The 13,100-nt window shown below is 61.6% G+C and carries 9 protein-coding genes and 1 pseudogene; 2 read left to right on the top strand and 8 right to left on the bottom strand.

Annotation, left to right across the window (positions count from 1 at the left end; translation table 11 throughout):
* Nucleotides 1-38 precede the first annotated feature (38 nt).
* Complete coding sequence (locus tag ACCQ10_RS02365; RefSeq protein ID WP_372362082.1) at nt 39-230, bottom strand: hypothetical protein; 192 nt, start codon at nt 228-230, stop codon at nt 39-41.
* 376 nt (nt 231-606) lie between these two features.
* On the opposite strand from ACCQ10_RS02365, the gene ACCQ10_RS02360 reads away from it, so the two are divergent.
* Nucleotides 607-1,509, top strand: coding sequence for a trypsin-like serine protease (locus tag ACCQ10_RS02360; protein ID WP_372362081.1), 903 nt, complete (start codon nt 607-609; stop codon nt 1,507-1,509).
* A 592-nt stretch (nt 1,510-2,101) separates the two neighbouring features.
* Here ACCQ10_RS02360 and ACCQ10_RS02355 read toward each other — a convergent pair.
* A pseudogene (locus ACCQ10_RS02355) lies at nt 2,102-3,195 on the bottom strand (IS3 family transposase).
* Nucleotides 3,196-3,381: 186 nt separating this feature from the next.
* On the opposite strand from ACCQ10_RS02355, the gene ACCQ10_RS02350 reads away from it, so the two are divergent.
* Nucleotides 3,382-5,292 (top strand): helicase-related protein, encoded by a 1,911-nt coding sequence (locus ACCQ10_RS02350; protein ID WP_372362080.1) that lies wholly within the window; start codon nt 3,382-3,384, stop codon nt 5,290-5,292.
* A gap of 58 nt (nt 5,293-5,350) precedes the next feature.
* On the opposite strand, the gene ACCQ10_RS02345 is transcribed toward ACCQ10_RS02350, so the two are convergent.
* From ACCQ10_RS02345 to ACCQ10_RS02320, 6 genes are all read right to left on the bottom strand, one after another.
* Nucleotides 5,351-6,601, bottom strand: a complete 1,251-nt coding sequence (locus tag ACCQ10_RS02345; RefSeq protein ID WP_372362079.1) for a tyrosine-type recombinase/integrase — start codon at nt 6,599-6,601, stop codon at nt 5,351-5,353.
* Nucleotides 6,602-6,788: 187 nt separating this feature from the next.
* Complete coding sequence (locus ACCQ10_RS02340; RefSeq protein WP_372362078.1) at nt 6,789-7,571, bottom strand: SIMPL domain-containing protein; 783 nt, start codon at nt 7,569-7,571, stop codon at nt 6,789-6,791.
* A gap of 18 nt (nt 7,572-7,589) precedes the next feature.
* Entirely contained in the window at nt 7,590-8,666 is a 1,077-nt protein-coding gene (locus tag ACCQ10_RS02335; protein ID WP_372362077.1) for a threonine aldolase family protein, read from the bottom strand.
* Nucleotides 8,666-10,141 carry an anthranilate synthase component I gene (gene trpE, locus ACCQ10_RS02330; protein WP_104579296.1) on the bottom strand — a complete coding sequence of 492 codons (1,476 nt, stop codon included), beginning with the start codon at nt 10,139-10,141 and terminating at the stop codon, nt 8,666-8,668. The genes ACCQ10_RS02335 and trpE overlap by 1 nt, the downstream gene beginning before the upstream one ends.
* 609 nt (nt 10,142-10,750) lie before the next feature.
* The gene (gene yegS, locus ACCQ10_RS02325) at nt 10,751-11,680 is read right to left on the bottom strand and encodes a lipid kinase YegS (RefSeq protein ID WP_372362076.1); all 930 of its coding nucleotides are present in this window, start codon (nt 11,678-11,680) and stop codon (nt 10,751-10,753) included.
* 228 nt (nt 11,681-11,908) lie between these two features.
* Nucleotides 11,909-12,880 (bottom strand): hypothetical protein, encoded by a 972-nt coding sequence (locus ACCQ10_RS02320; protein WP_372362075.1) that lies wholly within the window; start codon nt 12,878-12,880, stop codon nt 11,909-11,911.
* Between the last annotated feature and the right edge of the window lie 220 nt (nt 12,881-13,100).

Genomic DNA, 13,100 nt, shown 5'->3' with positions numbered 1-13,100 from the left:
CAGTCGCCAGGACCATCGCTGGAATTGAAAAAAGCCACTCAGCAGCGGGCACCACGCATCAAGATCAGCACGGCGCGCTCGACATCATGCTGAAAGTCATAGCGCAGCCCCTCCAACTCCGGAAGCGCGATCACTTGTGCCGCGACATCGACCCTATTGCTGAGCCGCCATAACCCGATGAACAGTGGCAGCGCGTATTTGATTACCTGCTCGAACGCATCTACCGACATCTGTGGTACGCACGCACCAAAGGCCTGCGCAGCCTTATGGTGCAACGCGCTACCCTACTGAGTCCGCTCGCTCGTTTTGTGCGGCAGCGCTATCGACAAACATCGCACGGCTCGACCCTTCGTTCCGAGACCCTGCAGTTCGTAGCCAAGCCATGCGGTGTGGGCGGCACCGTCGATGATCCCATCCTCGCAAGAAAACTACGAAAGTGGCAGTCGGGGACGACCATCGTCCAGCAAGTTGATGGAACCAAGGATGGCTACGCTCACCGTTTCGGGCCTATCCACCATCCGAACACCGCCACTCTATTAACGCGCGAATGGGCGTTTCCGAACGACCGCTCCCCTCCACGACATCCCTGAAAGAACCCTATCACTGATGAAAACCTCACCACTGCCAAAGCATGTGGCAGTCCTCGCATTTGCCATCGTCACCACGCTCGCATCCTCGATCGCCACGGCACAAACCCCGGGCGTCGTGGCACCTCGAAATCCCGACCGCGCGGTGCTTCCGGTGATCTCCGGCTCGAAAGTCAGCACTCCCTTTGGATCATGCACCGTGGGGGCCGTGTTGGTGCCCACAAGCATCTTCCACAGGTTGACGTCTTACCAACGTGCAACGCGATGGATCGTGCTGGCTAAGCACTGCGCGCCCATGTACGCAAGTATCCACGTGGGTACTGACTCCATCGGCAACGTCGTGTGGCAGTCGGCTACCTCGGACATTGAGCTTGTGCGGGTATCGCCCCAGCAGGATCAGACCGCGGTGTTGTACTGCGCCTCCCACAGCAGCGCAGCCTTTTGCAATCCGATCCAGTCCTATACCCCCCGCGCGAACAATCAGGTCTTCATGCCGCGCGCAGGGCGGGAGGCGCGCCTTGCTGTAACGGGGTGGTCGAACGCGCCCGACGGGCAGTTCTGCACCAGCGGTTGGCGCACCGGCGTCCGATGCGTGTGGAACGGCTTCTCTCTCACGCCTGGAATTTGGAGACCGAGTTATCAGCACATCAGCACTGCTCACGCATCCGAGCTCAATAGTCTTGACAACGGCGACTCTGGCGGACCAGTCGTCACCTACGACCGGCATCTGATCGGAATCATTTCCTCTGGCGAGCCTGAAGGCCGTTCTATCGTCTACTACACACCGATGCAACAGGTGCTGCACGAGCTGTATAGCTACTCCCTCGCCCCGGCCGACCTGCCCACCGCTGCCGGCGACGATAATCCGCTTTCCCCCAGCGGTGAAAATGCTGGGTGGGAACTGGCACCTACCGACGGGTAGGACGGAACGGTCGCGACTCACATCCGGGTGAGCACAACGGGTCGGCGTCCATAACACAGCCTGTGTCATCCGCATCCGGTTGAATTTGAAGTGACTTTCAGTCAGCAAGGCGCCGCCTCCGGGCGGCGTTTTGCTATGCGGCTGAACAGCAGTACCTACCAGGTTGCCAAAGTCGGCGGGTACATCTGCCCCCTTCAGCACCGCGTCGAATGGCTCTATGAATAGCGCAGGCGTGGCGGGGCGACGATTGTGCCTCTCTCGATCTCGCACCGAGATCCGACCTCGCACTGAGATATGAGCTTTTTCTCATTTGCTGGGGACTGGTGCCCTGTGTACCGCGTCGCTTTGGCTGCGCCTTCGTCGGCACGAGTGCGAACGCAAGACTCGCGAGTCGATTCCGGCCTTCGGCTTTGGGCTGACTAGTGACCTCGCTGAGCCGCTCCAGTAGCACGTTGACCTCCTGGAGGTCCCGGTCACTGAGCCAGCCTTTGTTGCGCGAGACCGACGGTTCGCGCTTCTTCCCTGCGGTGACCACCCCCTCAACCTCAATAGCGGCCTCGAATTCCTGCTGAGCCTGTCGACTCCCCGCAATTCAGTGCCAGCCAAACTACAGGTCTGCGGTTGATGTTGATCACGGAACTCGGAGAGTGTTAGCCCGCCCAGGCTGTCGTGCGGTATCTGGTGGTTGTAGTCGGCCAGCCAGTGTTCGGTCTGTTCGCGAACCTCGCTCAGCGTGCGGAACAGATGCATGTCCAGCACGCCGCGCCGGTAGCTGCCGTTGAAGCGTTCGATAAAACCGTTTTGCATTGGACGCCCCGGCTCGATGAAGTCCAAGGCGATGCCTTGCGCTCGGTCCACTCGGCCAAGGCCAATGCGACAAACTCCGGTCCATTGTCCAAACGAAGTTTGCCGGGGTAGCCGCGCCAGGCCACGATGCGTTCCAAGGTGTGGACGACGCGGGCGGCCGGAAGATTCAAGTCCACTTCGATCGCCAAGGCCTCCCGACTGAAATCGTCAATGACATTTGGAGGCGCGAAGACGCCGACCGTCCCACAATGCATCGGACATGAAGTCGATCGATCATGCGGAATTGGGCCGCTGTGCGCATGCCAGCGGCTGTGGATGACGCACCGGACCCGGCGCCTGCTGCGACGACGCTGATCAGGCAATACACGCGCCAGAGCCCTTGTGATTCCGCACATGCACGCGGCGGCAGATGATCTGAAAGAGCTTTCCAAAGCCGCGCTCGGGAAAACGCTCAGCCAATTCGAACAACAGCACAATGACCTCCTCGTCGCGGTCGGGACGACGCCGATAGCGCGCTGTCGAGCGAGCCACGCCAACGACTGCACAGGCCATGGCTCGCTCCAGCCATGCTGCTCGACGAGCCCGGCAAGAAGCGGGCGCTTGTCCGCCGGGTCTACAGCTTCTTTGCGATGACATCTTTGAGTGCATGGTTTTCCATCGCGAGCTCGGCATACATGCGTTTGAGCTTGCTGTGCTCGGTCTCCAGGTCGCGAAGGCGCTGCACATCAGCTGCCTCCATGCCACCGTACTTGGACTTCCAGACGTAGTACGTCGCGTCGGAAATACCCAGCTCACGGCACACATCTTTGACCTGGCGGCCGCCTCGACCTGCTTCAGCGTGGCGACAATCTGGCTCTCGGTAAACTTGCTCTTGCGCATCGTTGGTCTTCTCGGTGGCTAGTGTGCCCGGAGACCTCTGGTTATGGCTGGATCAAGTTTACGGGGAGTCGACACGAGGACCTCGCGGAAGCTGTATGAGTATCGGCGAGGCGCTGCTTAAACACAGCGCGGGATGAGCAACGCCGATTCGATGACGTCGGCCTTCTGGTCTTCGACGAAGGGCACATGATCGGCCTCAATGAACGTGAGGTCCGCTACGAAGTACAGATTCAGCGGCTCCTGCGCCGCGCCGACGCATCGGAGCGTCGAATCGTATGCTTATCGGCTATCCTTCCGGATGGGGATCAACTCGATGACTTTGCCGCGTGGCTACGTCGCGATCATCCCGGCGGGCTGATCAAGAATGATTGGCGCCCAACCCGCTTACGCTTCGGTGAGGTCGTATGGACATCGCCCAATGCTCGGCTCAACCTACAAGTCGGTGAAGAACGACCCTGGGTCCAAAGGTTCCTCACTGGCGCCGCCCCTCCCAACTGGACTCCGCCCAAGCGCCGTCGCTTACAGCTATTTCCTAAGAACCAGCGTGAACTCTGCCTTGCCACTGCTTGGCGGCTTGTCGATGACGGTCAAACGGTGCTGATCTTCTGTCCAGAACGCCGCAGCGTCGAACCATACGCTGACGTCATCGTTGATCTGCATGAGCGCGGCGCCCTGCGCTCGTTGCTTGATGCCAATCCGAATGTACTGAACACCGCAATCGCACTGGGCGAGGAATGGCTTGGCTCAAAAAACCCCATCATTAAATGCCTAAGGCTCGGCGTCGCCCTTCATCACGGCGCGCTGCCTACGGCTTACCGTAAGGAGATCGAACGTTTACTACGCGAGAATGTCCTAAAAGTGACAATCTCCTCTCCGACCTTGGCGCAGGGCCTTAACCTATCCGCTACTGCCGTCATCATGCACTCCCTGCACCGCGCGGGAGAGCTGATCGAAATCAGCGAATTCAAGAACGTTATCGGTCGTGCCGGACGGGCTTATGTCGACATCGAAGGCGTAGTGCTCTTTCCAATGTTCGAGGACGCCCAAAGAAAGAGAGTTGCCTGGGACGCACTTGTCACGGATCTTCGCGCGCGGAATATGGAAAGCGGTCTTGTCCTGCTGGTCGTGGAGTTGCTGACGCGAATGAGTGCCCGTATAGGAGGTGACATCAATCAGTTAGTTGATAATGTGGTCAACAACACCGCAGCCTGGACATTCCCCGAGATAGTAAATGAAAAGCCGGAGGACCGTACGCATGCCATGGAAGATTGGGAGCGGCACATTGCGACGCTCGATACAGCCATCCTCAGCCTCATCGGGGAGAGCGACATTCCAGATGAAGGGATTGAGGCAGCTCTGGACGACATCCTCCAATCTTCACTATGGCAACGACGCCTGCTGCGTCTGGAACCTGAACTACAACGGTTGTTGAAGGCGGGTCTTTCGTCTCGCAGCCGGCTGATCTGGAACAATTCGACCGCAGCCCAACGTAGCGGCTACTTTTTGGCAGGCGTTGGTTTGACCACTGGTCTCGCCCTCGACACCATTGTCTCAGAAGTCAACATGCTTCTCATCCAGGCTAATAGTGCAATCCTCGCGGGTGATTCCGAAATCGCGATCAGCTCCATCACCAGCATCGCCGAGCGTGTATTTGCATTTTATCCGTTTATACCCGACCCGTTGCCGGCGAACTGGAGAGGCATCCTGCGATTTTGGTTGCTTGGCCAGCCTCTCATCTCCCTATTTGAGGAGATCCCATCGGAAGTACTTCAGTTTATTGAAGGAGGCCTGATATACCGGCTCCCTTGGGCTATGGAAGCAATCAGAGTCCGCGCTAGCGCAAATGGCGACACGGTAGGGACCAATGGCTTGAGTCTAGAAGACCATGAGCTTGGCCTCGCCGTGCCGGCGGTCGTAACTGGCACCCTCAGTCGCTCCGCATCGATCCTTATCCAAGCGGGCTTCAACTCGCGGCTGGCCGCAATTAAAGTGGTCACCGACACCGGCGCAAACTTCGGCACAGGAAGTGAGTTGCGGCGGTGGCTGGATGTAGATGTAGTCGCCGCTTGGAAATACCCGGGCGGACTGGCCAACTAGAGAGACCGATGTCTCTCCGATTTTGAGTAGCATCTAAGTTGGGAGTCCAACGCCCCTTTTATGGGTTCCCAAGCCTTGAAACCACCTCAAACACACTTGGAGCATTGACTACTTGCTTTATTTTTTCAGTCGGATTGTCAAGAAATTCCGCCCATTTCTGCATCATTATTTCTCGTTCGTGCATGTATTCGGCTTGGTTGTAGCTTGCCCGAACCTTATTCCGCTCGGCATGCGCAAGCTGTCGCTCGATGACATCTGGCCGAAAACCCATTTCATTCAAGAACGTCGATGCGGTCGCGCGAAAACCGTGGGCGGAGAAGCCGATACTATCTTTTCCATTGAACCCCATCCGTTCAAGCGCACGATTCAGCGTGGTAGCCGTCATGGACTCCTTGGGCGTTCGGTAGTTAGGAAATAGGAAGCCACGCCCCCCCGTGTACGTTTGCAGTTCCTTCAGCAGCTCGACAGCCTGCTTGGACAGCGGGACGATATGCGGCTCACGCATCTTCATGCGTTCTGCAGGGATCCGCCAGATCGCCTGATCAAGATCGATTTCGGACCACTGCGCGTTACGCAGTTCAACCGTACGAACGAAGGTCAACAACATCAGTCGCAGGGCAATGACTGTAGTGCGATAGCCACCGTACTTTTCCAGCGTCGCACCGAAATGCACGATCTGCTCCCGCGACAGAGGCCTGTGGTGTTCTACCTTGGGGCGATGGATCGCGCCCCTCAAAGCAGCTGCAGGATCGTTGTCTGCACGAAGCGTAGCCACCGCATAGCGAAAGATCGCCGAAGACCACTGCCTTACTAGCAAGGCCACGGTAGAGGCTCCACGCTGCTCCACTCGCCTGATGATCTCAAGGAGGTGCGCTGCCGTCACGGTACGAATCGGCAGCCTACCGATTTGAGGAAAGACATCCGCGGCAAGGAAGTTTTCAACCTGGCGCTGATAGTACGGTGTCCAGCTTCCAGACTTATTCGAAATCCATTCCTTAGCAATTGTCTCGAACGTATTGGCATTCGCTGCCTGGTTAGACAGCCGCTCGGCCTGGCGGCTATGGGAGGGATGAAGCCCTTGCTTAACCAACGCGCGCGCTTTGTCATGCTCGGCGCGCGCAGCTGCCAGCGATATCTCCGGATACTCGCCCATGGCATAGACGTTTTCCTTGCCGGCGATACGGTAGCGATAGCGCCACAACTTGGCCCCTGTGGGCCGCACCTCAAGGTAAAGACCTCCGCCGTAAGTCAACTTGACTGGCTTGATGCCAGGCTTGGCAGTTCGGATTTTTGCGTCGGTCAGCGACATGTGCGGGTATCGTCCAGTTGATACCCGCTACGATACCCGCAAATTCACTGGATTACGATGGATCCAAGCGGATCCCGCTGGACAAGAAATGCTTGAAAAGAATTGAAATAAAAGGCTATCCCGGATCGCATTGGATCATACCGCACTACAATGCAAGTTATCGAGCATCAGCAGCATGGCAAAGGACTCATTGCGCGATCAGGAAGACCGCATAGATGTTTTCGGTATAGGTAATGGTGCCGGTCAGCAGACTTTCGCCAATGCCCTGCGCACCCGCGCTTGGAGCGGGCGGCGGCGGTGGGGCCGGTGGAGATGGCGGAGACACCACCGAGCCCGGCCTTGGCGCATTGGGGGCCGACCAGGTGCCTGCTTCGACGCCGTAGGCAAAGCTGGGGGCGACATCGGAAATGCTGTAGATCCCGCCAAGGCGCACGCCATAGGCGGCGGCGAGCCCTTGGGCGGATTCGCGCGACTGCGCGGCAGCTTCGCGCTTGAGCTCAGCGCGCAATGCGGCGGCATCACCGTAGGCGGTCTGCATCGACAGCACCTGCACGGACGCAGTGGCGTCCAAGCCGCCGAGAAAGGCACGTACATCCTTCAACGAGGTAAAGGTGCCGCGGATCTTGCGCTCTACCCTGGTCCCTTCGAAGACGGACTTGCCTGCCTCGTAACGCGATTGCGGGGCAATCGTCAGCGCGGATGCATAAAGCGAATCTTTGAGTACGTGATTTCGCTGCAATCCATCCAGAACAACCCGTGCACGGTCTTCAACGAACTTGCGCGCCAGATCGGGCTGCGGATCGGTCTTGCTGACCTTAAGGTCGATGATGAAGCGATCCGGGTCCACCGTGCGGAACGCCTGACCTTTCACCAGCAAATGCGGCTGCGATGGCAAGGTATTGATCTGCGCTGCGCCCACGGCGGGCAGGATCAGGGCAGCGGCAAGCGTCCAAGCGATGATCTTTTTCATTGTCGTCCTCCTTGATGTCTAGTCATGGCCCTGCACGGCAGGATCCCGCAGCAGAGCTGCAACATCCGCACATAGGCGATCCACCGCTTCGGGCGTGGTGGCCCATGACGTCACGAAGCGGATCACGTGGCTGCCGTCGGCGCGCACTTCCCAGCGCTCGAAGTCGTAGCGTTGTGCCAGCTGCGTAGTGTGTTGCGCGCTGACGGCGATGAACTGTTGATTGGTCGGCGAGTCGCTGGTGAACTGCGCGCCAGCGGCCAGCAGTCCCGCGCGCAGGCGTTGCGCCATGGCGTTGGCGTGCGCGGCCAGTTCGAAGAACAAGCCGTCTTCGAACAACGCTGCGAATTGCGAACCGAGCACCATACCCTTGGCCAGCAATGCGCCACGCTGTTTGATCAGGTAACGCAGATCGGCCTGCAATGCGGGATTGACGATGACCAGTGCTTCGCCGAGCAGCGCGCCATTCTTGGTGCCGCCGATGTAGAACGCATCGGTCAGTGCGGCAATGGTGGGCAGATCCAGATCGTTGCCGTTGGCAGTCAGCGCGGCACCCAGGCGCGCGCCGTCCAGGTACAGCAGCAGATCGTTTGCGCGGCAGAACCGCGACAGCGCGTCGAGTTCGGCATGCGTGTAGATGGTGCCGCTTTCGGTGCTGTCGGAAATATAGACCAGGCGCGGCTGCACCATGTGCTCGTTGCTGTGCACCTCCAGCACCGGCGCGATCAATGCAGGCGTCAGCTTGTCGTGCAGCGCAGGCACGGTGAGCACCTTGTGGCCGGTGGCTTCGATGGCGCCAGTTTCGTGCGTGGCGATGTGCCCGGCCTCCACCGCAATCACCGCCTGATGCGGGCGCAGGAACGCGCTGATCGCAATCAGGTTGGTCTGCGTGCCACCGACCAGCAGATGCACATCCGCGTGCGGTTGCGCAACGGCAGTGCGTATCAACTCTACAGCACGTGCGCTCAGCCGATCGATGCCGTAACCGGCGTGCTGCTCGGCGCTGGCCTGCGCCACCGCCTGCAGCAGACGCGGATGCGCGCCTTCGCTGTAGTCGTTGCGGAAACTGATGCGCGCTCCACTACCCTGCCCGTCCATCACAGGCCCTTGGCGGCCTGGGCGACGGCGCGGAACAGGGCGCGGCCCTTGTTCATCGTCTCCTGCCATTCCAGGTCCGGGTCGGAGTCGTAGACCACCCCGCCGCCGGCCTGCACATACAGATAGCCGTCCTGGATCACCGCGGTGCGGATGGCGATGGCGGTGTCGGCATCGCCGTGCCAGCCGATGTAACCGACCGCGCCGGAGTACACGTTGCGCTTGACCGGCTCCAGCTCGCGGATGATTTCCAGCGCGCGAATTTTGGGCGCGCCGCTGACGGTGCCGGCCGGGAACGTGGCGCGCAGCACGTCGCTGTAATTCAGGCCGGCCTTGAGCGTGCCGGTGACCTCGCTGACGATATGCATGACGTGGCTATAGCGTTCGATCACGAACTGCTCGCCCACCTTGACCGTGCCAGGTTCGGCGACGCGGCCCACATCGTTGCGGCCCAGATCGATCAGCATCACGTGCTCGGCGCGCTCTTTGGGGTCGGCCAGCAGTTCGGCTTCCAGTGCCTTGTCCAGCTCCGGCGTAGCACCGCGCGGGCGAGTGCCGGCGATCGGGCGTACGGTCACCACGCCATCGCGCAGGCGCGCCAGGATTTCCGGCGAGGAGCCGACCACCTGGGTGCCACCGACGTCGAGAAAATACATGTACGGCGAGGGATTCAACGCACGCAGCGCGCGATACACATCCACCGGGCGCGCGCGGAACGGCACGCGCAGCCGCTGCGATGGCACCACCTGGAAGATGTCCCCGGCGCGCACGTATTCCTGCGCCTTGCGCACCACCGCGTGGTACTCCTCGCGGGTAAACGAGGAATGGAAATCCGATTCGTCGATGGCATCGGAAATCTGCGCCTGCGGATAGCCGGCGCCGCCCTGACGCAGGCGATGTGCCAGTTCGTCCAGACGCCGGTTGGCGCGCACATAGGCCTGCGGCTGGCGCGGGTCGGCGTGCACGATCAGGTACAGCCGGTCCTTGAGGTTGTCGAACACCGCCAGCTCTTCGGAGAGCATCAGCAGGATGTCGGGCGTGCCGAGCTCGTCGGGTTTGTCGCCGCTGCCCAGCCGCGGCTCGATGTACTGGATGCATTCGAAGCCGAACCAGCCCACCAGCCCGCCGGTGAAACCGGGCAGGCCATCGAGTTGCGGTACCGAATGCTCGGCGCGCAAGGCATCGACTTCGGCCAGCGGGTCGGCGACCTCACGGGTCTCGATGACTTCGCCGTGCTCGCTGACTTCCAGCGTGTGGCCGCGGAAGCTGTACACGCGCCGCGCCGGCAGGCCGATGATGGAGTAGCGCCCGAAGCGCTCACCGCCTTCGACCGATTCGAACAGGTAGGTGTAGGCGCCGTCGGCGAGTTTGAGATAGACCGAGAGCGGCGTGTCCAGGTCGGACAGCACTTCGCGGACAACGGGGATACGGGTGTGACCTTCAGCGGCCTGGCGCTGGAACTGCTCTGCAGTGATCAAGACGACTTTCCTTTCGGGACTCTGTGGCGGGGCGGACGACGGCAACGGGCCACCATCGCCACCAGCGGCGAGCGGAAGAGAAGGAGCGTGGGGTCGTCAGGCGGGACACGCGGGTACTGTAGCGCAAGTGTCGGCCCAGGGCAGCAGGCCGGGGCCAAAGCGGTGGGAATTGCGAAGGCGGGCCGGGGTTGTGTGGGCTTGCGCATTGGCTGACGTCGGACGCGGGCAGCGTGTGTCGGGGTGTGTGTATGTGGCGCTGCAGGAGCGGTTTGCTTTGGAGCATGGGCCGTGATGGCGGCGCCAATGTCGGCGCAGGGACCCTCACCCCAACCCCTCTCCCGGCGGGAGAGGGGCTTAGGGCCGCGTGCTGGTCGTTGCGGCGCTTGTAATGCAGACACTTCGCGTGTGCCGCCGTTGCTCAGCTTGTGACGCAGCTATTCGCTTTGCCGGAGGTGATCGATTTAAGTGCGACTGTCCGAAGCCAGCTGGCCTTGATCGTGGGATGGCGTGGCGCTGCCCGTTCGCGCGCATGCATCGACCGGGCGACACATCAGCGCAGGCCGATCACGCTCTTACGATTCCCGATTCCCGATTCCCGATTCCCGGCACTCAACCCCCGACCAACGGACAATCGGCAGGCAAATGCATCCGCAACCGCGCCGGGACGCAGGCGATGCGGAAATGCAGCGAGGTTTCCGGTTCGCCGTCCAGGTTCAGGGTCAGCGGTTGGTGGGACGCGATCTCCAGCCACGGCACGCGGGCGCGCACGGCCACGCGTTCCAGGGCCGCCTGCTTGCCGCCGGTGACCAGGGTGCCGAGGGTGGCGGCCACTTCGCCGTTGAGGGCTGGGACGATGGTGACATCCAGCAAGCCGTCGTCGATCAAGGCCTCCGGGCACAGCGCCTGGCCGCCGCCGGCCTGGCGCCCGTTGCCCAGGCCCAGCGCGATGAATTCGCCGTCCCATTCAAAGTCCGGGCCGCTGAAGCGGGCGCTGATCGGGTCGATCCGGCCCAGTCGCGACATGCCGGTGATCAGGTAGGCCAGCCCGCCGAGCATCTTCTTCAGACCTTCGTCGGTTTCCACGGTGACCTGGGTGCCGAAGCCGCCGCTGGCGACGTTGGCGCACCAATGCGGGCCGTGCGCGGTGTCCAGGCGTAGCAGGTCGATCGCCTGTGCCGGGCGCTCGGCGATCAGGCTGAGCGCCTCGAAGGGTTCGATGGGAATCATGGCCGCCGTGGCGAAGTCGTTGGCGGTGCCCAGGGGCACCAGGCCCAGCGATGGCAGGGTGGCCGCGTCGGCGTCGTGATGCGCCAGGGCGGCAGCCACTTCGCTGAGCGTGCCGTCGCCACCGGCGGCGATCACCGTCTGCACGCCGTCGGCCACGGCCTCGGCGACATAGCGCTCGGCATCACCGTTTTCCCAGGTGACCCGGACCTCGAGCTGCAGACCGCGCTTGCGCAGCGTTCCCACCGCCTCACGCAGGTCCAGATTGTCGGTGGACTTGCCGTTGAGGATCAGACGCCAGTGGGACGGGGCCATGCGCGCTGCCGATGCTGTAAGGGTGATTGGCGCAGGCTAGCAGCGCGCCACACTGGGGATCGTGAATACGTGATGTCGCCCGGCTGTCATTGCCATGTCATGGCTGACCCGGAAGATAGAAGTCCATAGCAGGGACGACGGGCGGAGGCAGGATCAGCCTCCAATTTTCTTGAAGGCCGCTCCGATGGGGCGGCCTTCCTTTTGTGGCCACCGGGCCGGCCAACAGGCCTACTTGAAGAAGATATGGCCGGTCTTGAAGTCGATGACGGCGTCATTCTTGAACATCAGGCCCGACGCGAGCACACCGTCGTAGCGTGATTCGGCGTGGGATGAATCGTAGGCATTGCGATCCCACGCCTGCAGGGGAGCCGGGCGCAAATGCGTGCCGTCGACGGTCAGCGTTGTCGGGCCGACAACGTCAAAGACCGGGACAACCGCGCCCGCCGGCCCGGCCTGCTGTTCGGGCCGGACCTTGAGGGTAAGCCGGTACCTGTCCTTCAACGTTGCGTCCACGGCATCACCTGCCACCGTACTGACCAGCATTTTCGCCGGCACTCCGTTGATGGACGCAAGCACGTAATAGAGCTTGCCTTGGTCATCCCAGTGCATGGCGTGCTGCCTGTAGCCGGCCTTGACCAGGCCGGCATCGAACGCCTGAGCGGCCGCGGCGCTTGCGGGGACGGCCAGTTGCCGGCGCCCGTAATCGATGATGGCGCCGCGGTCGTGCAACCACAGGCTGCCAAGCATGCCGTCCTTGAGTTTGCCGTCCGCAGCGTTCTGCAGCACTTCGAAGATTTCGACACGCTTGTTCCGGGCCACGTCGTTGCCAACCGAGATCTCGTTGGCGTGCCCGTATTGGCGGCCGAGCGCGCTGACCTTGCCTTCGGATTCGATGCCGAACGTGCGCTTTTCACCCTCCAGCGCGATCTCCGCCCGGGCCGCATTGGCGTGCGTGGTCTGCATGTAGAACGACGCCAGCGAATGCAGCATCAACGAAAACGGCTGTCCGTTCAGGCGGGCCGGCACGAATGCGCGCACGCCAGAGGACTGACGAATGGTGAGCCTGGTCCACTGCAAGGGTGCGGCGACCGCAGCGTCCGTGGAGACCGCGGCCGGCGCGGCCTGCAGCAGGCCCGGCCCAGCGAGCAGGCCGACGCCACCCAACACGGTGGCGACACAACGGGTATAGAAGGCGTTCATCTGGCATCGGTGGCGCGCATGGGGACTCCGATGCTGAAAGGCCACCCCATGCGAGGTCAACCGGCCGAAAGTCACAGGTTCAGGCCGGCTGTGACGTCCAGCGCTCGCGACAATGCAATGTCGGCGCTCGATTGCGCCGACACCTGCCGCTCGCCCAGGTCGTTCAGCCACTGGCGCGCCCCACTTTGCGGCTGAAGCCAGATCTGCGCTCCGGCGTAAT

This window comes from Xanthomonas sp. NCPPB 1325 (assembly GCF_041477645.2).
Lineage (GTDB): Bacteria > Pseudomonadota > Gammaproteobacteria > Xanthomonadales > Xanthomonadaceae > Xanthomonas > Xanthomonas cannabis.
This window is presented reverse-complemented; position numbering and strand designations above follow the sequence as displayed.

Bases quoted from the DNA above. Each gene is read 5' to 3' on its own strand.
- ACCQ10_RS02365 (WP_372362082.1), bottom strand. From the start codon at position 230: ATGTCGGTAGATGCGTTCGAGCAGGTAATCAAATACGCGCTGCCACTG.
- ACCQ10_RS02360 (WP_372362081.1), top strand. From the start codon at position 607: ATGAAAACCTCACCACTGCCAAAGCATGTGGCAGTCCTCGCATTTGCC.
- ACCQ10_RS02350 (WP_372362080.1), top strand. From the start codon at position 3,382: ATGATCGGCCTCAATGAACGTGAGGTCCGCTACGAAGTACAGATTCAG.
- ACCQ10_RS02345 (WP_372362079.1), bottom strand. From the start codon at position 6,601: ATGTCGCTGACCGACGCAAAAATCCGAACTGCCAAGCCTGGCATCAAG.
- ACCQ10_RS02340 (WP_372362078.1), bottom strand. From the start codon at position 7,571: ATGAAAAAGATCATCGCTTGGACGCTTGCCGCTGCCCTGATCCTGCCC.
- ACCQ10_RS02335 (WP_372362077.1), bottom strand. From the start codon at position 8,666: ATGGACGGGCAGGGTAGTGGAGCGCGCATCAGTTTCCGCAACGACTAC.
- yegS (WP_372362076.1), bottom strand. From the start codon at position 11,680: ATGGCCCCGTCCCACTGGCGTCTGATCCTCAACGGCAAGTCCACCGAC.
- ACCQ10_RS02320 (WP_372362075.1), bottom strand. From the start codon at position 12,880: ATGAACGCCTTCTATACCCGTTGTGTCGCCACCGTGTTGGGTGGCGTC.